Genomic DNA, 18676 nt, shown 5'->3' with positions numbered 1-18676 from the left:
CGCTGTGCGGGGTGCCGAGAGCCGAGGGCTCCTGGCGCCCCGCATGCCGTTCTGCCCCTCAGCCGGACAGGAGAATGCCGTCCGTACTCAGAGAGAGTCGAACGGCGGAATGATCCGCGTGACAGCGATGAGACGGAGTCGGGGCAGCGGCAGCGCGTAGAACCAGCCGTCGGACAGGAGCGGAATGCGGCGGACGCCGCCTGGAACTCCGCGCCGGGGCCCCTCACCGATGTCCGTCACATCGACGCCGACTTCGGCCAGCGCGACCAGTTCCGCGGCCAGACGCTCGACCTCGTTGACGATGTGCGGTGGAAATCCGGCTGCGACATGTTCGGCGTCAGGGTCGTACTCCCAGCGCCAGGTTTCTTCGTCCCCCATGTCGTCACATACTCCCGGCCCGCTCGACCCCGGCTTCCACGCACGCCTCGTCGAGGATTCGGCCGATCTCGGCCGCGATGGCCCGGGCGTCGTCAAGACTCTCGGTGGTGGCGGCACGGGCTTCGAGGGAACGCAGCCTGGCTGCGCGCTCAGGATGCCGCTCCAGTGCCACGTAGACCGCCCACTGCCCCACGAAGCGACGCATCGGAGCGGCGCTGACCAGCTCGCGTGCCTGCTGGAGTGCTGCGGAGCGTTCGGCGTCGAACGTGGGCAGGGCGTCGGGCGCCAGCTGCGCGAGGGCGGCGCGCAGGTCTTCGGGGGTGCTGGCCGGCTGGGGCGTGACAGAGTCGCCGGAGCCGGGGTGTGCGGCGGTGCTCATGGGCGGTCTCCTTGGAGCGGTACGGCGGTCTGCCCGCTGGCCGACAGCGTACCCGTGAGGCTGCGGTGCGGGCTGAGCATGTGGACGGCTCACGCGTCGGTCCCGTTCGCCCTCGTACTACGCTGAGCCAAAGCGCCGCCGACGAGCCTCCGTCCGGGGCGGCCTCACGCCCTGATCGCCGCCCGCGCCCAGTGACACGCCACCTGCCCCTCCCCGCCCCCGCCCAGCACCCCGGGATCCTCCCCCCGGCACGCCCCCGCGACGCCCGCGCGGTCCGCCTCCCCGTTCGCCAGGATCTGGCAGCGGGCGTGGAAACGGCAGCCGGAGGGGATGCGGGACGGGTCGGGGGGCTCGCCCGTGAGGACGACGGGGTTTCCGGGTGCGTCCGGCAGGACCGACAACAGGGCCTGGGTGTACGGGTGGCGGGGAGCCGTCAGGACCTGCTCGACGTCTCCCGTCTCCACGATCCGGCCCAGGTACATCACCGCGACCCGGTCGGCGATGTTCCACGCCAGGCCCAGGTCGTGGGTCACCACCAGCGCGGACAGGCCGAGTTCGGCGCGCAGCCGCAGCAGGAGGGCGAGGATCTCGCCGCGCACCGAGGCGTCAAGGGAGGCCACCGGCTCGTCGGCGACGAGGAGTTCGGGTTCGAGGACCAGCGCGCCCGCGATGACGACCCGTTGGCGCTGGCCGCCGGAGAGTTCGTGCGGGTAACGCAGGAAGAAGCGCTCGGGGGGACGCAGGCCCGCCCGGGACAGGGCATCGGCGACCGCTGCCCGCTCGTCGCCGCCGTACCCGTGGATCCGCAGGCCCTCGGCCACCGCGTCGTAGACCGTGTGCCGTGGGTTCAGTGATCCGGTCGGGTCCTGGAGGACCAGCTGGACGCGTTTGCGGTACGCCTTCAGGGACCGGGAGGAGTACTCCAGCGGCTGCCCGCCGAAGCGGACCCGGCCCTCCGTCGGCCGGACCAGGCCCAGCAGGGCCCGGGCCAGGGTCGTCTTGCCGCAGCCGGACTCGCCGACCAGGGCGACGATCTCGCCGGGCCGGATGTCGAGTTCGACGCCGTCCACCGCGCGGGCCGGTGGGTCGCGGTGCCGTCCGGGGTAGGTGACGTGGAGTCCTTCAGCGCTGATCAACGTCATGTGCCGCTCCTCGCGTCCTCGGCAGTGACCGCGGTCCCCGGCGGCGCCGCCGCCACGTGCACACACGCCGCTCTCCGCCCCGTGCCCGCGTCCCTCAGCTCCTGGTCGTCCACCGCGCAGGAGTCCAGCGCGACCGGGCAGCGCGGGTGGAAGGTGCAGCCGGCGGGCAGGGCGGCCGGGTCGGGCGGGTCGCCGGGCAGGCCGCGCGGGGCGAACCGGGAGGATGGGTCGCCGATGCGGGGGAAGGCGGCCGACAGGGCCTTCGCGTACGGGTGCCGGGCGTCCTCGTGGACCTGCGTGGCCGGGCCCTCCTCGACGACCCGGCCCGCGTACATCACCGCGAGCCGGTCGCAGGTGTCGGAGAGCACTGTCAGATCGTGACTGATCATGATCAGGCCCAGGTCCTGCTCGGCGACCAGCTGCTCGATCAGCCGCAGGATCTGCGCCTGGATCATCACGTCCAGGGCGGTGGTCGGTTCGTCGGCGATGATGAGGCGGGGCGAGCAGGCGAGCGCCATGGCGATCATGACGCGTTGGCGCTGGCCGCCGGACAGCTCGTGCGGGTACGCCGACGCCCGCGCCGCCGGCAGGCCCACGTGCTCCAGGAGCTCCCCGGCCTGCTTCTTCGCCGCCGCCTGGGTGGCCCTGCGGTGCAGCAGGATCGGCTCGGCGATCTGGTCGCCGACGCGGTGCACGGGGTTCAGCGAGTGCATCGCGCCCTGGAAGACGATCGAGGCGCCCGCCCAGCGGACCGCCCGCACCTGCCCCCACCGCATCGTCAGCACGTCCTCGCCGTCCAGCAGCACCTGCCCGCCGACGTGGGTGCCGGCCGGCAGCAGCCGCAGCAGCGCGAGCGCCAGCGTGGACTTGCCGCACCCCGACTCACCCGCGATGCCCAGCTTCTGACCCGCCGCGAGCCGCAGGTCCACGCCGCGCACCGCGGCGGCCCCGCCCGGGTAGGTCACCTCCAGGCCGTGTACCTCGAGGAGTGTCAACGGTCCACCCCCAGCCGGGGGTTGAGCACCGACTCCACCGCACGTCCGCACAGCGTGAACGACAGCGCGACCGCGGCGATCGCGATGCCGGGCGGCACCAGATACCACCAGTCTCCGGAACTCACCGCACCCGCCTCCCGAGCCTCCTGGAGCAGCCCGCCCCACGACACCACCGTCGGATCGCCGAGCCCGAGGAAGGCCAGCGTCGCCTCGGCGAGGATCGCGGCGGACACCATCAGCGTCGCCTGCGCCAACACCAGCGGCATCACGTTGGGCAGCACATGCCGCGACATGACGTGCCAGTGCCCGCCGCCCAGCGCCTTCGCGCGTTCGATGTACGGCCGTGACTCCACCGCCAGCGTCTGCGCCCGCACCAGCCGTGCGGTGGTCGGCCACGAGGTCACCCCGATCGCCAGCACCACCGTGCCCAGCGAGCGGGACATCACGGTGGCGAGCGCGATCGCGAGCACCAGCGTCGGCATCACCAGGAACCAGTCCGTGACCCGCATCAGCACGGTCGCGTACCCGCCCTTGAAGTGCCCGGCCGTCACCCCCACCAGCGTGCCGATGGCCACCGAGAGCACGGCCGCCAGCAGCCCCACAAGCAGCGAGACCCGCGAGCCCCACACCAGCAACCCCAGCAGATCGCGCCCGAACCGGTCGGTGCCCAGCCAGAACTCGCCGCTCGGTCCCTCCATGGGCTGCCCCGGAGCGTCGGTCACCCCGGCCACGTCGGAGCCGACGGTGAGCGGCGCGGTGAGGGCGACCAGCGCGAACAGGGTGAGGGCGGCCAGGCCCACCAGCCCGGCGCGGTGCGTGCGGTAACGCGTCCAGAACCGTACGACGGAGCGTCGGCGGCGCTGCCGGGCGAGCCGCCGCGGACCGGCTCCGGTCGCCGGGTCGGGGCCGCCGGCCTGACTCTCGGCCGGGGCGTCGGCCGGGGTGCCCGTCGTCATCGGCCCACCCGTGGGTCGAGCAGCGGGTAGACCAGGTCGGCCAGCGTGTTCATGATGATCACCGCCGCGGCGAAGAAGAGGAACAGCCCCTGCACCAGGGGCAGGTCGGGCACGCTCAGTGCCTGGTAGAACAGTCCGCCAAGACCCGGCCAGGAGAACACGGTCTCCACCAGGATCACGCCCGCGACGGTCCGGCCGAGGTTGACGAAGACCAGCGTCACGGTCGGCAGCAGCGCGTTCGGCACGGCGTGCCGGCGCCGGACCAGGTCGTCCCGCAGGCCCTTGGCGCGCGCCGTGGTCAGATAGTCGCTGCCCATCTCGTCGAGCAGCGCCGAACGGGTGACCAGCAGCGTCTGCCCGTACTCGACCGCGACCAGGGTGATGACGGGGAGGACCAGATGGTGGGCCACGTCGAGGACGTACCCGAATCCCTCCTCGCCGCCCGACTCCATGCCGCCGGTGGGGAACAGCCCGGGGATCGGGCCGACGCCCACCGAGAACACGATGATCAGCAGCAGGCCCAGCCAGAACGACGGGACGGAGTAGAGGGTCAGCGCCAGACCGGTGTTCATCCGGTCCCCGAGCCGGCCGTGGCGCCAGGCCGCGCGGGTGCCGAGGACGATGCCGAGGGCGGTGTACAGGACGAACGCCGTGCCGGTCAGCAGCAGCGTGTTCGGCAGCGCCTCGCCGATCTTGTCGACGACCGGGGCACGGAACTGGTACGAGGTGCCCAGGTCGCCGGTGAGCGCCTTGCCGCAGTAGTCGGTGAACTGCCGCCACAACGGCAGGTCCATCCCGAACTCCCGCCGGTAGGCGGCCAGTTGGGCCGACGACACCGGGCGGCCGCCGGTCATGGTCTTGACCGGGTCGCCCGGGATCAGCCGGAACAGGAAGAACCCGGTGACCAGCACGGCGAACAGGGAGACGGCGGCGCCGCCGACCTTGCCGGCGCCGTAGCGGACGTAGGCCGTGGTGCTGCGCGCCCGCGGGGTGCGTGCCGCCGGTTCGGCGAGGGCCTCACCGGCGGCGTGCTGGACGTCACTCACGGTCGTCGGCGGTGGACCGGCGGCGCAGGACGAAGAACACCGCGGCGCCCACCAGGACCACGGCGGCCACGACACCGCCGATGACCGCGCCGGTCGAGACGCCGGAGTCGTCGGACGAGCCGTCCGAGGCCGCGGGGACAGCCGACCACCAGCTCCAGTAACCGTCCTGGCCGTAGATGTTGCCCGCCGCGCTCGGCATGGTCTGGATCGACGCGATCTGGTCGGTCCGGTAGGCCTCGACGGCGTTCGGGTACGCCATGACGTTCATGTACCCCAGGTCGTACAGCCGCGACTCCATCTGCTTGACCAGGGTGGCCCGTTTGGCGGGATCGTACTCGGCGAGCTGACGGGCGTACAGATCGTCGTAGCGCCGGTCGCAGATGAAGTTGTCGGTGGCGCCGGTGTCCTTCGGGGTGGCGGGCAGGGCCGCGCAGGTGTGGATCGACAGGACGAAGTCCGGGTCGGGGTTGACGGACCAGCCGTCGAAGGCGAGGTCGTAGGTGCCCGCGAGCCAGGGATCGGTGACGTTGTCCAGGCAGTCCAGGGTGATCCCGATACCGAGCTCGCCCCACCACTCCTGGAGGTACTGGCCGACCGCCTTGTCGTTGGGGTCGGTGGCGTGGCAGAGGACGCGGTAGGTGATCGGCTTGCCGTCCTTGCCGAGGCGCTTGCCGGAGCTGTTCTTCTTGTAGCCCGCCTGGTCGAGGAGCTGGGCCGCCTTCGCCGGGTCGTAGGCGAGTTCCTGGTCCGCCGAGGGCTTCCAGAAGTACTGCGAGAAGCGGGGCGGGATGTACCCCTCGCCCTCGACGGCGTGCCCCTGGAACACCTTGTCGATGATGGTCTCGCGGTCGACCGCCATGAACAGGGCGTGCCTGACCCGCGGGTCCAGCAGGGAGGGGTCGCCGTCGCCGAACTTCTTGCCGTTCCTCGCGCGAGCTCCCGGGTTGGTGGCGAGGGCGTAGAAGCGTCGGCCGGGGGCGTCGTTGACGCGGATGTTCTTCTCGTTCTTCAGGGAGGCCGCCTGAGCGGGGGTCAGCGACGGGGACCCGGCGACGAAGGAGACCTCACCCTTGCGCAGGGCGGCGACGGCGGCGTCCTGGTCCTTGTAGTAGCGGAAGACCAGCTCGTCGAACTTGGGAGCGCCCCGCCAGAAGTTCTTGTTGGGCTTGAGGCGGACGTAGCTGTCGGGCTTGTAGTCGGTGAGGACGAACGGCCCGTTCCCGACGACGGGGAAGCTCTTGTCGTTGTTGAACTTGGAGAAGTCGTCGACCTTCTCCCAGACGTGCTTCGGCACGATCGGCACGTCCAGGGCCACCATCGTGGCCTGCGGTTTCTTCAGCTCGATGACCAGCTGGGTGGGGCTGGGCGCGGTGACCTTCCTGAAGTTGGAGACGAAGCTGCCGTTGGTGGTGGCGGCGCCCTCGTCGGTCATCATCGTGTTGAACGTCCACGCCGCGTCCTCGGCGGTGGCTTTCTGGCCGTCCGACCAGATGGAGTCGGAGCGGATCGTGTAGGTCCAGGTCAGCTTGTCGGCGGACGGCTCCCACTTGGTGGCCAGGCCCGGGACGGCGTGGTTGTCCTTGGGGTCGTAGTTGGTCAGGTACTCGTACATCAGCCGGTGGATGCTGGTGCTGACCAGCCGTTGCGCCAGGAACGGACTCAGCGAGTCGACGCTCTGGGCGACCGCCACGGTCAGGACGCTCTTGCCGTCCGCCGCCGCGGCCTGCCGGGGCGCCGGATCGAGCGGGGTCGCGAGCCCGGCGGATAACGCCAGGGCGCCGGCACCGGCGACGGCGGCGAGCCGGCCGACGCGGGACCGTGATCTCCTCGGGCCCGAGGGCCCCCTGCCATGGACTCGTGTGCTCATGGGTCGTGACCTCGCGTCATCGCTCGCACAGGAACGGTCTGTCGGAGTGCTGTCGTGCTGTCGGAGTGTTCTCTCTGTTCTCTGTGTTCTCTCGCAGTGCCGGCTCGGACCGGACGGGTGTCGCCGACGGGAATGATGAGTGTGTCTATCAGCGCGTTCCACGCGCGTCAACGGCGCGTGAAGGCCGTGTGGCCTGCGGAAATCATCCGGTGACGCGGACGCGGCAGTCATTCGCGGCAGTCATTGGTCCACACCTGTGAAGGGCCCCAGGTTAAGGCGTGGCGGCTTCTCGGCCTGACGTTCCCCCGTCCGGGCATGGGCGTCGGACGGCTGGGAGGACGGTGACCCATCCGGCCCGCGCTCGCATGCGCCATGGGCGCTATGGGCCGATATTGACCGGTAACGGTTCAGGATCCCGGCGCCGGCTGCACACCGCACTGCACGGGCACTCAGGAGGAGGCACTCCATGCGTGGAGCCACGCACGCCAGATGGGCCGCCTGCGCGGCGGCGGTAGTCCTCGCGGCGTCCGGCTGCGGCGGCGACAGCAGCGCCAGCAGCGACGGCGGCGCCGTGCTCAGCGCCTCCTGGGGCGATCCGCAGAACCCACTGGAGCCGGCCAACACCAACGAGGTGCAGGGCGGCAAGGTACTCGACATGATCTTCCGGAACCTCAAGAGGTACGACTCCAAGACCGGCGCGGCCGAGGACATGATGGCCCAGAAGATCGACACCTCGGACTCGCAGAACTACACCATCACCATCAAGGACGGCTGGACCTTCAGCAACGGCGAGGCCGTCACCGCCAAGTCCTTCGTCAACGCCTGGAACTACGGCGCCAGCCTGAAGAACAACCAGCGGAACGCGTACTTCTTCAGCTACATCGACGGCTACGCCCAGGTCCACCCGGACAACGGGGGCAAGCAGACCGCCGACACCCTCTCCGGCCTCAAGGTCGTCGACGACAAGACCTTCACCGTCAAGCTGAACCAGAAGTTCTCGTCGTTCCCGGACACCCTCGGATACAACGCCTTCGCGCCGCTCCCGCAGGCCTTCTTCGACGACCACGACGCCTGGGTGGCCAAGCCGGTCGGCAACGGCCCGTACACCGTCGACTCGTACACCAAGGGCTCCCAGATGTCCCTGCGGAAGTGGGACGACTACCCCGGCCCGGACAAGGCGCAGAACGGCGGCGTCGACCTGAAGGTCTACACCGACAACAACACCGCCTACACCGACCTGATGGCAGGCAACCTCGACCTGGTCGACGACATCCCCGCCGCCCAGCTCAAGAACGCCAACAGCGACCTCTCCGGCCGGTACCTCAACACCCCGGCCGGCATCATCCAGACGCTCGCCTTCCCGTTCTACGACAGCGACTGGAACCAGAGCGGGTCCGTCAAGGTCCGTACCGGCCTGTCCATGGCGATCGACCGGAAGCAGATCACCGACACCATCTTCCAGAAGACCCGCACCCCCGCCACCGACTGGACCTCCCCGGTCCTCGGCAAGGACGGCGGCTACCAGAGCGGCCTGTGCGGCAACGCCTGCGTGTACAACCCCACGGAGGCCAAGAAGATGATCCAGGAGGGCGGCGGACTCCCGGGCGGGCAGGTGAAGATCACGTACAACGCGGACACCGGCTCCCACAAGGAGTGGGTCGACGCCGTCTGCAACTCCATCAACAACGCGCTCGACAACGACAAGGCCTGCGTCGGCAACCCGGTCGGCACCTTCGCCGACTTCCGCAACCAGATCACCGACCGGAAGATGAGCGGGCCGTTCCGGGCCGGGTGGCAGATGGACTACCCCCTCATCCAGAACTTCCTCCAGCCGCTCTACTACACCAACGCCTCCTCCAACGACGGCAAGTGGTCCAACAAGGACTTCGACAACCTCGTCAACCAGGCCAACGCCGAGACCGACACCACCAAGGCCGTCCAGACCTTCCAGCAGGCCGAGAAGGTCGTCCGGGACAACATGGCCGCCATCCCGCTCTGGTACCAGAACGGCAGCGCCGGCTACTCCGAGCGGCTGTCCGACGTGAACCTCAACCCCTTCAGCGTCCCCGTCTACAACGAGATCAAGGTCAGCTGAGCCGGCCATGGGACGGTACGTCGTCCGGCGCCTGCTCCAGATGATCCCGGTGTTCATCGGAGCCACCCTGCTGATCTTCCTGATGGTGAACGTGATGGGCGACCCCATCGCGGGCCTGTGCGGTGAGAGGCAGTGCGACGCGGCGACGGCGGCCCAGCTGAAGAAGGAGTTCGGCCTCGACAAGCCGGTGTGGCGGCAATACCTGACCTACATGGGCAACGTCTTCACCGGCGACTTCGGCACCGCCTTCAACGGTCAGGAGGTCACCGAGCTGATGGCGACGGCCTTCCCGGTCACCATCCGGCTGACGATCGTGGCGATCGTCTTCGAGATCGTCATCGGCATCACCCTGGGTGTCGTCACCGGTCTGCGGCGCGGGCGGCCCGTCGACACCTCGGTCCTGCTGCTCACCCTCGTGGTGATCTCCGTGCCCACCTTCGTCACCGGTCTGCTGCTCCAGCTCCTGCTCGGCGTCGAGTGGGGCTGGATCAAACCGTCGGTGTCGACCGAGGCCACGTTCGGCGAGATGATCGTGCCCGGGCTGGTCCTGGCCTCCGTGTCGCTCGCCTACGTGACCCGCCTGACCCGCACCTCCATCGCGGAGAACAAGCGGTCCGACTACGTCCGTACGGCCGTCGCCAAGGGTCTGCCGAGGCGGCGCGTCATCACCCGGCACCTGCTGCGCAACTCCCTGATCCCCGTGGTCACCTTCATCGGCGCCGACATCGGCGCGCTGATGGGCGGCGCGATCGTCACCGAGCGGATCTTCAACATCCATGGCGTGGGCTACCAGCTCTACCAGGGGATCCTGCGCCAGAACACCCAGACCGTCGTCGGCTTCGTGACGGTGCTCGTCCTGGTGTTCCTGATCGCCAACCTGCTCGTCGACCTGCTGTACGCCGTCCTCGACCCGAGGATCCGCTATGCCTGAGCCGACGCCGCAGGAGCCGTACCGGACGGGCGGGGGCCGCGCGGCCGAGGACGGCGCGATCGCCGCGACCGGGATGGGCGGCGCCATGGACCTCGCCACCAGCGAGGGCGAGGCGCTGGAGCAGCGGTCGTCGGACGACACCGACGGACGGGACCCGGACGCACCGGGAGGCGCGGGCCCGTCCGGCAAGCCCCGCAGCCTCTGGTCCGACGCCTGGCGCGACCTGCGCCGCAACCCGGTCTTCATCATCTCCGGCCTGGTGATCGTCTTCCTCGTCGTCATCTCCCTCTGGCCGTCGCTGATCGCCTCCGGCAGCCCCCTCAAGTGCGACCTCGCCAAGGCCCAGGAGGGCTCCCAGCCGGGCGCCCCGTTCGGCTACGACGGCCAGGGCTGCAACGTCTACACCCGCACCGTCTACGGCGCCCGGACCTCCGTCACGGTCGGCGTCTGCGCGTCCCTCGGCGTGGGGATCCTCGGATCGGTCCTCGGCGGGCTCGCCGGGTTCTTCGGCGGGCTCCCGGACTCGATCCTGTCCCGGATCACCGACGTCTTCTTCGCGATCCCCGTGGTCCTCGGCGGCCTGGTACTGCTCTCCGTGGTGACCAGCAACACCGTCTGGCCGGTCATCGGGTTCATGGTGCTGCTGGGCTGGCCGCAGGTCTCCCGCATCGCCCGCGGCTCCGTCATCACCGCCAGACAGCACGACTACGTCCAGGCGGCACGGGCACTGGGCGCCTCCAACTCCCGGCTGCTGCTGCGGCACATCGCGCCGAACGCCGTCGCACCGGTGATCGTCGTGGCGACCATCGCGCTCGGCACCTACATCGCGCTGGAGGCGACCCTGTCGTACCTCGGGGTGGGGCTGAAGCCGCCGACGGTCAGCTGGGGGATCGACATCTCCGCGGCGTCCCCCTACATCCGCCAGGCCCCGCACATGCTGCTCTGGCCGGCCGGGGCGCTCGCCCTCACCGTGCTCGCGTTCATCATGCTCGGCGACGCGGTGCGCGACGCCCTCGACCCGAAGCTGAGGTGAGCCGCCGCGATGCTGCTCGAAGTGCGTGACCTGCACGTGGAGTTCCGGACCAGAGACGGCGTCGCCAAGGCCGTCAACGGCGTCGACTACGGCGTGGACGCGGGCGAGACGCTCGCGGTGCTCGGGGAGTCCGGCTCCGGCAAGTCGGTGACCGCGCAGACCGTCATGGGCATCCTCGACACCCCGCCGGGCCGGATCACCGGCGGCGAGATCCTCTTCCAGGGCCGGGACCTGCTGAAACTGAAGGAGGAGGAACGACGCAGGATCCGCGGATCCGAGATGGCGATGATCTTCCAGGACGCGCTGTCCTCGCTGAATCCCGTGCTCTCCGTCGGCGACCAGCTCGGCGAGATGTTCGTGGTGCACCGGGGCATGTCCCGCAAGGACGCGCGGGCCCGGGCGGTCGAGCTGATGGACCACGTCCGCATCCCCGGCGCGAAGGAGCGGGTGAAGCAGTACCCGCACCAGTTCTCCGGCGGTATGCGCCAGCGCATCATGATCGCCATGGCGCTCGCGCTCCAGCCCGCGCTGATCATCGCCGACGAACCCACCACCGCCCTCGACGTGACGGTCCAGGCGCAGGTCATGGACCTGCTCGCGGAGTTGCAGCGCGAGTACGACATGGGTCTCATCCTGATCACCCACGACCTCGGTGTGGTCGCCGACGTCGCCGACCGGATCGCCGTCATGTACGCCGGTCGGATCGTCGAGTCGGCCCCGGTCCACGACATCTACAAGGCGCCCGCCCACCCGTACACCCGGGGCCTGCTGGACTCCATCCCGCGCCTGGACCAGAAGGGCCAGGAGCTCTACGCCATCAAGGGTTTGCCGCCCAACCTCATGAACATCCCGTCCGGCTGCCCCTTCCACCCACGCTGCCCGATGGCCCAGGACGTGTGCCGCACCGACGTGCCCCCGCTGTACGAGGTGACCGACTCGGACGCGGGCCGGGGCAGCGCCTGCCATTTCTGGAGGGAGTGTCTGCATGGCCTCGACCCCGGCCCCGACCCCGACCTCGACTGAGCCGATCCTGGAGGTCAGCGGACTGGTCAAGCACTACCCGCTCACCCGGGGCATCCTGTTCAAGAAGCAGATCGGCGCGGTCAAGGCCGTCGACGGCGTCGACTTCACCCTGAACCGGGGCGAGACCCTGGGCATCGTGGGCGAGTCCGGCTGCGGCAAGTCGACGGTCGCCAAGATGCTGGTGAGCCTGGAACGGCCGACGGCGGGTGAGATCCGCTACAAGGGCGAGGACATCACCCGGCTGTCCGGGCGGGCGCTGAAGGCGGTGCGGCGCAACATCCAGATGGTGTTCCAGGACCCGTACACCTCGCTCAACCCCCGGATGACCGTGGGCGACATCATCGGGGAGCCGTACGACATCCACCCCGAGGTGGCCCCGAAGGGCGACCGGCGCCGCAAGGTGCAGGAACTCCTGGACGTCGTGGGTCTCAACCCGGAGTACATCAACCGGTACCCGCACCAGTTCTCCGGCGGCCAGCGCCAGCGCATCGGCATCGCCAGGGGGCTCGCGCTGCGCCCGGAGGTCATCGTCGCCGACGAGCCGGTGTCGGCGCTCGACGTGTCGGTGCAGGCGCAGGTCATCAACCTGATGGCCGGCCTGCAGGACGAGTTCGAGCTGTCCTACGTCTTCATCGCGCACGACCTGTCGATCGTCCGGCACATCTCCGACCGGGTCGGCGTGATGTACCTCGGGCGGATCGTGGAGACCGGCAGGGACGCCGAGATCTACGACCACCCCACCCACCCCTACACCCAGGCGCTGCTGTCCGCCGTACCCGTCCCGGACCCGACGGCACGTGAACACCGTGAGCGGATCATCCTGGCGGGCGACGTGCCGTCCCCGACGAGCATCCCCTCCGGCTGCCGCTTCCGCACCCGCTGCTGGAAGGCGCGGGAGCGGTGCGCCCTGGAGGTGCCCGCACTCGCGGTGCCCGCCGAGTTCCGCTACCTGCCCGGCCCCGCCGCCCACGACTCGGCGTGCCACTTCGCGGAGGAGAAGCGGGTGGTGCCGGGGGAGGGAGGTGGGGACGACGGGGAGTTGCGAGGCGGCGGATGATCTCACCGAGGGCGGGAATAACCGCACAAATGACCACCAACCGCGTTAACACGCAAGCAACTTAACCGACCCGATCCCGATATACGGACGCGTCAGGCTGAACAGCGTACGGCCGTGCGGGTGCCGTGAACGGGCCGGGAGCGCCATGTCTCCCGGCCCGTTTTTTCGCGCCCGAACGGCGGTCGGATGTCCCGGTAACCCATGTGGCTGACTACGATCAGAGCGACCAGAAGCACAAGAACGATGCGTGGCCCTCGAACCCGCGACCGCCGCGTTTCTTGGCCCAGTCGGCCTCCCGGCCACCCGGCCACCCGGCACTTCCTGGTGCGTGCCGACGTCGGAATCGACGACCCGGACCCGATCGAGCTGGGTGCTTTGGTGGGCCTCGAAGACGGCGAGTTCGAGTGTCCTCCCGCGCGTCGGCACTGGCCGGCTCTTGGTTACCTGCGCACGACGCTCGTGGTCATCGACCCGGACTCCGGGAACGTGCATGCGTATCCGGAGGGGGAGGAGGAAAGCCTGGTACTGCACCGCGATGTCGAGTCACTCGCGTACTGCCTCACCGAGTTCCGTAAGTTGCTCGACGCGCGCGCTCAGGGCAGCGATGCGGAGGCGGCGGTGCACCAGTTCCGTGAAGCGGTAACCGGCTTCGACTCCTTGCCGCTTGAGGACGAGGATTCGGAGTGGAACACCATGCTTGAGGAGATCCTTGACGGCCTGTCGGGGTAGGGCGAGGTCCGAGCATGCTCTTCGACGTTGATCGCGACGCCTTGATGAATGTCGGCCTGGTGGAGGACGCCGTCCGTATGCCGGGGGAGACGGCGCGGCAGTACGGCTTCCGGGGAGAACGGTTGGACTTTCTGGTTCGTGTGGGGCTCCCCAACTCTGCAGAGTACGAGCTCTCGTTCGGCCTCCCCCCGGAATTCGATCCCGGATTCATCTGGGACTGTGCGGAGGAGGCCGAACGCGGCTGGACCTTCCCCGCAGGTGTCAAGAAGCTTGTCAAGATCGGCAACTTTCCTGTCAACGCGGTCGTCGTCGACCCGGAGACGGGGGTGGTGTACCAGTACACCGACGCGTCGAAGGAGGCGATTCCGGTACACGGCGATCTTTCGTCGCTCGCGAAGACGGTGATCTCCTTCCTCGGCTGTGTGGAGTCCTACAGCCCTGACGACGACGAGGACGACGACGCGGAGTACATACGCCGCAAGCGCGAAGTCGATGAACTGACGGCCGGCATCCGACTGGTCGACCCGCTGCCCTTCGCCCATGAGTACAGCGAGTGGGTCGAACTGTTCGACAACCTCGAAGGCGGCCTCTACTTCTGACCGGCGGCCGGCCCGAGAGCCCGCCTGAGGAAGTCCACCTGAAGCAGCAGCAGGTTCTCCGCGACCTGTTCCTGTGGGGTCATGTGGGTGACGCCCGACAGGGGCAGCACCTCGTGCGGGCGGCCGGCTGCCAGTAGCGCCGAGGACAGGCGCAGGGCGTGGGCGAAGACCACGTTGTCGTCCGCCGTGCCGTGCACGATCATCAGCGGGCGGTGCGGATCGGCGGGCGAGGACAGGCCCTCGTCGGTGACCAGCGAACTTTGCGCGTACGACTCCGGGTGCGTGGCCGGGTCGCCCAGGTACCGCTCCGTGTAGTGGGTGTCGTACAGCCGCCAGTCCGTGACCGGGGCGCCCGCGATGCCCGCGTGGAAGACGTCCGGGCGGCGCAGGACCGCCAGCCCCGCCAGCCAGCCGCCGTAGGACCAGCCGCGGATCGCCACCCGGGAGAGGTCCAGGGGGTACCTCTTCGCGAGGGACTGGAGCGCCTCCACCTGGTCGTCCAGGGAGACGGTGAGGTCGTGGTGGATCGCCTTCTCCCAGGCGGGGGAACGTCCCGGGGTGCCCCGGCCGTCGGCGACGACCACGGCGAAACCCTGGTCGGCGAACCACTGCGAGGTGAGGTGCGCGTTGTGCGCGGCGACCACGCGGGGGCCGTGCGGACCGCCGTAGGGGTCGAGGAGGACCGGGAGGGGATTGTCGTCGGTGTAGTCCGTAGGCATAAGCAGGGCGCACGGGATTCGGCGTGCGCCCCCCTCAGTGAGTGTCACGATCGGGGACATACCGGGATCTTCGGCGTACGAGGTGACAGCCGCCGTCTCTTTTCCGTCGCGCAGAACCCGCGCCCGGGCACCCGGCCGGTCGAGGACGGCGGACACCAGCACGGTCACGCCCCCGGCGCGCACCGCCGAATGCACGCCGGGCTCCTGCGACACCCGCTCCACCCCGAGCTCGTTCACCCGGTACACGTGCACCTCCCCGATCTCCGGGGACTCGGCCTCCTCGCCCGCCGACGCCGACACCAGCACGTCGTGCGCGGAGACGTCCAGCACCGCACGGACCTGCAACTGGGTGCCGGTCAACGGACGTTCACCGACCGCGAGGACCCGCGCGCCGCCCTCGTCCGCGATACGGACCAGCTGCCCGGACGGGCTCCAGCACGGCACCCCGGGGAAAAGATCAAGCCAAATTGGATCTTCGTCCGCGTGCACCATCCGGGTCCGCCCGGTATCCGGATCCACCGCCAGGAACAGCTGACTGCGCTGGTCGCGCGCTTGTACGAGCAGCAGCGGAGCACCCGCCGCTGACCAGTGCACATGCGCCAGATACGGGTAGCGCGCCCAGTCCCAGACGACCTCGGTACGCACTCCGTCCAGGCCGATCACGAACAGCCGTACGTCCGCGTTGTCGGTGCCCGCCGCCGGGTACGGCACGCGTTGTGGATCACGCTCCGGGTGGGCCGGGTCGGAGATCCACCACCGCCGCACCGGCGTGTCGTCCACCCGCGCGACCAGCAGCCGGTCCGACTCCGGCGACCACCAGAAGCCCCGCGAACGTCCCATTTCCTCCGCCGCGATGAACTCCGCCAGACCGTAGGTGACCTGGGTCGCCTCCGCCGAGAGCTCCGGTTCGGCCAGCGGCCGGTCGCCCTCGCCGTCGGCGCCCGTCACCCGCAGGGCGCCCTGAGAGACGTACGCGACGTGCCGCCCGTCGGGGGAGGGGCGCGGGTCGATCACCGGGCCGGGGGCAGGGAGTTCACGTGCCGTGCCCACGCGCAACTCCGCCGCGAAAAGCCGTCCTGACAAGGCGAAACACGCCAACTCCACGGCCGTGTCGGTGGCGTATCCGACGATGCCGCCACCGCCCTCCCGACTGCGCTCGCGCCGCGCCCGCTCCTCGGGCGAGAGGTGCTCCGTCGCACCTCCGAGAAGGGCGCGCGGGTCGGCCGCCACGCGCTCCCCGCCGTCCGCCAGGTCCAGCACCCACAGCGAGTTGGCCCGGTCGGTGCCCGAGCTCGAGCGGAGGAACACGACACGCGACTCGTCGGGCGACACGGTGAACGCGCGCGGCGCGCCGAGCGTGAAGCGCTGGGTACGGGCGTGCCGGCGGGGGAAGGAGTCAGGCTCGGTCGTCATCCCCTGACCATATTGGCCATGCGCCCCCTTGTGCGGCCGTGCGCCGATCGATGCGCACGTACGGATAGTTATGATCACTAGCGCATAGTGGGTATCAACCTGCTGCCTGCTGTACGGATTTATCTATCCTTCATGTTCCGTCCCGTCCGATCCCCATGTCCCTGGGTTCTTTGGAGGTGAGCCGCCTTGGCACTCTCGATTTCGGCGGTAGTGCTGCTGGCGATCGTCGTCTTCCTTCTGATCAAGAAGTCAGGGTTGAAGGGAGGGCATGCGGTCGTGTGCGTCCTGCTCGGCTTCTACCTGGCCTCGTCGACGATGGCCCCGACGATCAGCGAGCTGACGACGAACATCGCGGGCATGATCGGCAGCATCAAGTTCTGACCCGCGCCGTCAGGAGGGCATGTGGGCTCCGGGCTGCACGCCACGAGAGCCCACCGGCCCGACCCGGCAACCGGCCGGACTCGCCGTTGGTACCGCCGCTGTAGCTGCTCTTGAACCATGCGGCTGACGGGGTTGGACTATCCGTTGCGTGCTTCGAGCTCGGTCGCCAGCGTCTGTTGGGTGGCCGCCCACGACGCCAGGAGCGTCACATTGTCAGCGGTCGGTGTGCCCGCGGGTGCGGTGTAGACGTTGAGGTGCAGGCCGGGTTCGGCGGGCAGTGCCAGGGACTCGACGTCCAAGTCGAGTCGGCCCACGATCGGATGGCGCACACGCTTGCGGCCGGACCGGTGCAGCCGCACGTCCTGAGACGCCCACCGCTGCCGAAACAGCTCACTGCGCGTTGACAGTTCGCCGACCAGGGTGATCAGCTCCTCGTCGTGCGGGTTGCGGCCGGCTTCCATGCGTAGCTTCGCGGCCGCGTCACCGGCAACCTGGTCGTAGTCGACAAAGAAGTCTCTGGCCGCCTCGGGGTTCAGATAGACGAACCGCGCTGTGTTCGCGGGCCGTCGTGGGTCGGCCAGCACCGGTGAAAACAGCGCGCGAGCGAGTTGATTCATGGCGAGCACGTCATAACGGCCGTTACTGATCCAGGCCGGCGCATCGGAGATCGCGTCGAGCACCTGCTGCAGCGTCGAGCGCACCGTCACGGCAGGCCTACGCCGACGTGGGCCGCTGGGCGCCCTGGATTGGCGCGCGAGGTGGAACAGGTGGTCGCGCTCGGCCTCGTCGAGTTGCAAGGCAGAGGCCAACGCGTCGAGCACGCCGTCGGAGGCACCGGCGAGGCTGCCGCGCTCCATGCGCACGTAGTAGTCGACCGATACCCCCGCCAGTAGCGCCACCTCCTCGCGGCGCAGACCTTTGACCCGACGGTTGCCGCCGTAAGCGGGCAGGCCCGCCTGCTCGGGTGCGATGCGGGCGCGACGCGAGTTGAGAAACTCCCGGATCTCGGTGCGTAGATCCATCGTGGCCATCTCCTCACCGTAAGCCCGTCCCGAACTCTAAGGGGTACCCGATGCGGTCGTCGCGATGCCGCCGTCTACCGGGATGACGGTGCCCGTGAAATAGGCCCCAGCCCGGCTGGCGAGAAACACGGCGACACCCGCCATGTCGTCGTCGCGGCCGAGCCGGCGCAGAGGGGCCGCCGCCGCGATCGTGTCGCCGATGGCATCGAGCGTGGACGCCATCATCTGCGACGGGAACACTCCCGGTGCTACCGCGTTCACCGTGACGTGCTGTGGGCCCAGCTCCCTTGCAAGCACTCTGGTGAGTTGATGGAGTGCCGCTTTGCTGCTCGCGTACGAGTAGTTGGGCGACTGGGCGACGTGGATGGCGGCGATACTGCCGATGTTGATGATCCGCGCGGGATCATCGACGGTGCCCGCCCTGCGAAGTGCGGGGAGCAGCGCCTGCACCAGCCAGAACGGCGACTTGAGGTTGAGGTCGATCACTGCGTCCCAGGCCTCGTCCGGGAACGTCGCCAGCGGCTCGCGCCACATCGCTCCCGCGTTGTTGACAAGGATGTCCAGGCGTTCCGAATCGCCCTTGACAAGATCAGCGAGGCGCTGACACTCGTCGTGCCTGGACAGGTCGGCGGGGATTGCTTGAACGTCGCCGAATTCGGAGAGTAAGCGCTGTGCCTCCGCGCACGTGTCGGCCTTGCGTGAGCTGATGACGACGCGGGCGCCCGCCTGGAGAAGACCGCGCGCTATCATCATCCCAATGCCCTTGGTGCCGCCAGTGACAAGGGCGTACTTCCCACTCAGATCGAAAAGTTCTGTGTGAGTGGTGAATTGATTGTCCACCATTGGTCTCCGTTCATTCCGTCGTAGAAGAATGCGCCGACATGGCCGCGCATTCGGGGCAGCTGAATTGA

The 18676-nt window shown here is 69.2% G+C and carries 18 protein-coding genes; 8 read left to right on the top strand and 10 right to left on the bottom strand.

What is annotated here, in order from left to right:
* Nucleotides 1-87 precede the first annotated feature (87 nt).
* The 7 genes from ABZ027_RS16920 to ABZ027_RS16890 form a co-directional block, all read right to left on the bottom strand.
* Entirely contained in the window at nt 88-378 is a 291-nt protein-coding gene (locus tag ABZ027_RS16920) for a hypothetical protein (RefSeq protein ID WP_356768881.1), read from the bottom strand.
* A gap of 4 nt (nt 379-382) precedes the next feature.
* A complete protein-coding gene (locus ABZ027_RS16915; protein WP_356768880.1) occupies nt 383-757 on the bottom strand; it encodes a DUF6247 family protein in 375 nt (124 codons plus the stop codon).
* A 164-nt stretch (nt 758-921) separates the two neighbouring features.
* Nucleotides 922-1899 (bottom strand): ABC transporter ATP-binding protein, encoded by a 978-nt coding sequence (locus ABZ027_RS16910; RefSeq protein ID WP_356768878.1) that lies wholly within the window; start codon nt 1897-1899, stop codon nt 922-924.
* Nucleotides 1896-2894, bottom strand: a complete 999-nt coding sequence (locus ABZ027_RS16905) for an ABC transporter ATP-binding protein (RefSeq protein WP_356768876.1) — start codon at nt 2892-2894, stop codon at nt 1896-1898. Before ABZ027_RS16905 ends, ABZ027_RS16910 begins: the two co-directional genes overlap by 4 nt.
* The gene (locus ABZ027_RS16900) at nt 2891-3850 is read right to left on the bottom strand and encodes an ABC transporter permease (RefSeq protein WP_356768874.1); all 960 of its coding nucleotides are present in this window, start codon (nt 3848-3850) and stop codon (nt 2891-2893) included. Before ABZ027_RS16900 ends, ABZ027_RS16905 begins: the two co-directional genes overlap by 4 nt.
* Nucleotides 3847-4896, bottom strand: coding sequence for an ABC transporter permease (locus ABZ027_RS16895; protein WP_356768872.1), 1050 nt, complete (start codon nt 4894-4896; stop codon nt 3847-3849). Before ABZ027_RS16895 ends, ABZ027_RS16900 begins: the two co-directional genes overlap by 4 nt.
* Nucleotides 4889-6763, bottom strand: a complete 1875-nt coding sequence (locus ABZ027_RS16890; protein ID WP_356768870.1) for an ABC transporter substrate-binding protein — start codon at nt 6761-6763, stop codon at nt 4889-4891. Before ABZ027_RS16890 ends, ABZ027_RS16895 begins: the two co-directional genes overlap by 8 nt.
* A 466-nt stretch (nt 6764-7229) precedes the next feature.
* Here ABZ027_RS16890 and ABZ027_RS16885 point away from each other — a divergent pair, with 466 nt between their 5' ends.
* From ABZ027_RS16885 to ABZ027_RS16855, 7 genes are all read left to right on the top strand, one after another.
* The gene (locus tag ABZ027_RS16885) at nt 7230-8858 is read left to right on the top strand and encodes an ABC transporter substrate-binding protein (RefSeq protein WP_356768868.1); all 1629 of its coding nucleotides are present in this window, start codon (nt 7230-7232) and stop codon (nt 8856-8858) included.
* A 7-nt stretch (nt 8859-8865) separates the two neighbouring features.
* Complete coding sequence (locus tag ABZ027_RS16880; RefSeq protein WP_356768866.1) at nt 8866-9789, top strand: ABC transporter permease; 924 nt, start codon at nt 8866-8868, stop codon at nt 9787-9789.
* Nucleotides 9782-10822, top strand: coding sequence for an ABC transporter permease (locus tag ABZ027_RS16875; protein WP_356768864.1), 1041 nt, complete (start codon nt 9782-9784; stop codon nt 10820-10822). The genes ABZ027_RS16880 and ABZ027_RS16875 overlap by 8 nt, the downstream gene beginning before the upstream one ends.
* 9 nt (nt 10823-10831) lie before the next feature.
* Nucleotides 10832-11845 (top strand): ABC transporter ATP-binding protein, encoded by a 1014-nt coding sequence (locus ABZ027_RS16870; protein ID WP_356768862.1) that lies wholly within the window; start codon nt 10832-10834, stop codon nt 11843-11845.
* The gene (locus tag ABZ027_RS16865) at nt 11808-12902 is read left to right on the top strand and encodes a dipeptide ABC transporter ATP-binding protein (RefSeq protein ID WP_356768860.1); all 1095 of its coding nucleotides are present in this window, start codon (nt 11808-11810) and stop codon (nt 12900-12902) included. The genes ABZ027_RS16870 and ABZ027_RS16865 overlap by 38 nt, the downstream gene beginning before the upstream one ends.
* Before the next feature lie 201 nt (nt 12903-13103).
* Entirely contained in the window at nt 13104-13631 is a 528-nt protein-coding gene (locus ABZ027_RS16860) for an SUKH-4 family immunity protein (protein ID WP_356768858.1), read from the top strand.
* Between the two features lie 14 nt (nt 13632-13645).
* Entirely contained in the window at nt 13646-14230 is a 585-nt protein-coding gene (locus ABZ027_RS16855; protein ID WP_356768856.1) for an SUKH-4 family immunity protein, read from the top strand.
* On the opposite strand, the gene ABZ027_RS16850 is transcribed toward ABZ027_RS16855, so the two are convergent.
* Nucleotides 14221-16362 (bottom strand): prolyl oligopeptidase family serine peptidase, encoded by a 2142-nt coding sequence (locus ABZ027_RS16850; protein WP_356768855.1) that lies wholly within the window; start codon nt 16360-16362, stop codon nt 14221-14223. The two genes, ABZ027_RS16855 and ABZ027_RS16850, sit on opposite strands and share 10 nt — an antisense overlap.
* A gap of 186 nt (nt 16363-16548) precedes the next feature.
* On the opposite strand from ABZ027_RS16850, the gene ABZ027_RS16845 reads away from it, so the two are divergent.
* Nucleotides 16549-16743, top strand: coding sequence for a hypothetical protein (locus tag ABZ027_RS16845; protein WP_356768854.1), 195 nt, complete (start codon nt 16549-16551; stop codon nt 16741-16743).
* 137 nt (nt 16744-16880) lie between these two features.
* Here the strand turns inward: ABZ027_RS16845 and ABZ027_RS16840 are convergent, their stop codons facing one another.
* Nucleotides 16881-17765, bottom strand: coding sequence for a helix-turn-helix transcriptional regulator (locus tag ABZ027_RS16840; protein WP_356769075.1), 885 nt, complete (start codon nt 17763-17765; stop codon nt 16881-16883).
* A 36-nt stretch (nt 17766-17801) separates the two neighbouring features.
* Nucleotides 17802-18608: an SDR family oxidoreductase gene (locus tag ABZ027_RS16835; protein WP_356768852.1), complete on the bottom strand. Its 807-nt coding sequence runs from the start codon at nt 18606-18608 to the stop codon at nt 17802-17804.
* Nucleotides 18609-18676: the final 68 nt, after the last annotated feature.

This window comes from Streptomyces sp. NPDC006332, assembly GCF_040612855.1.
GTDB lineage: Bacteria > Actinomycetota > Actinomycetes > Streptomycetales > Streptomycetaceae > Streptomyces.
The sequence above is the reverse complement of the archived record's forward strand: the minus strand, read 5'-3'. Positions and strand labels throughout refer to the sequence as shown.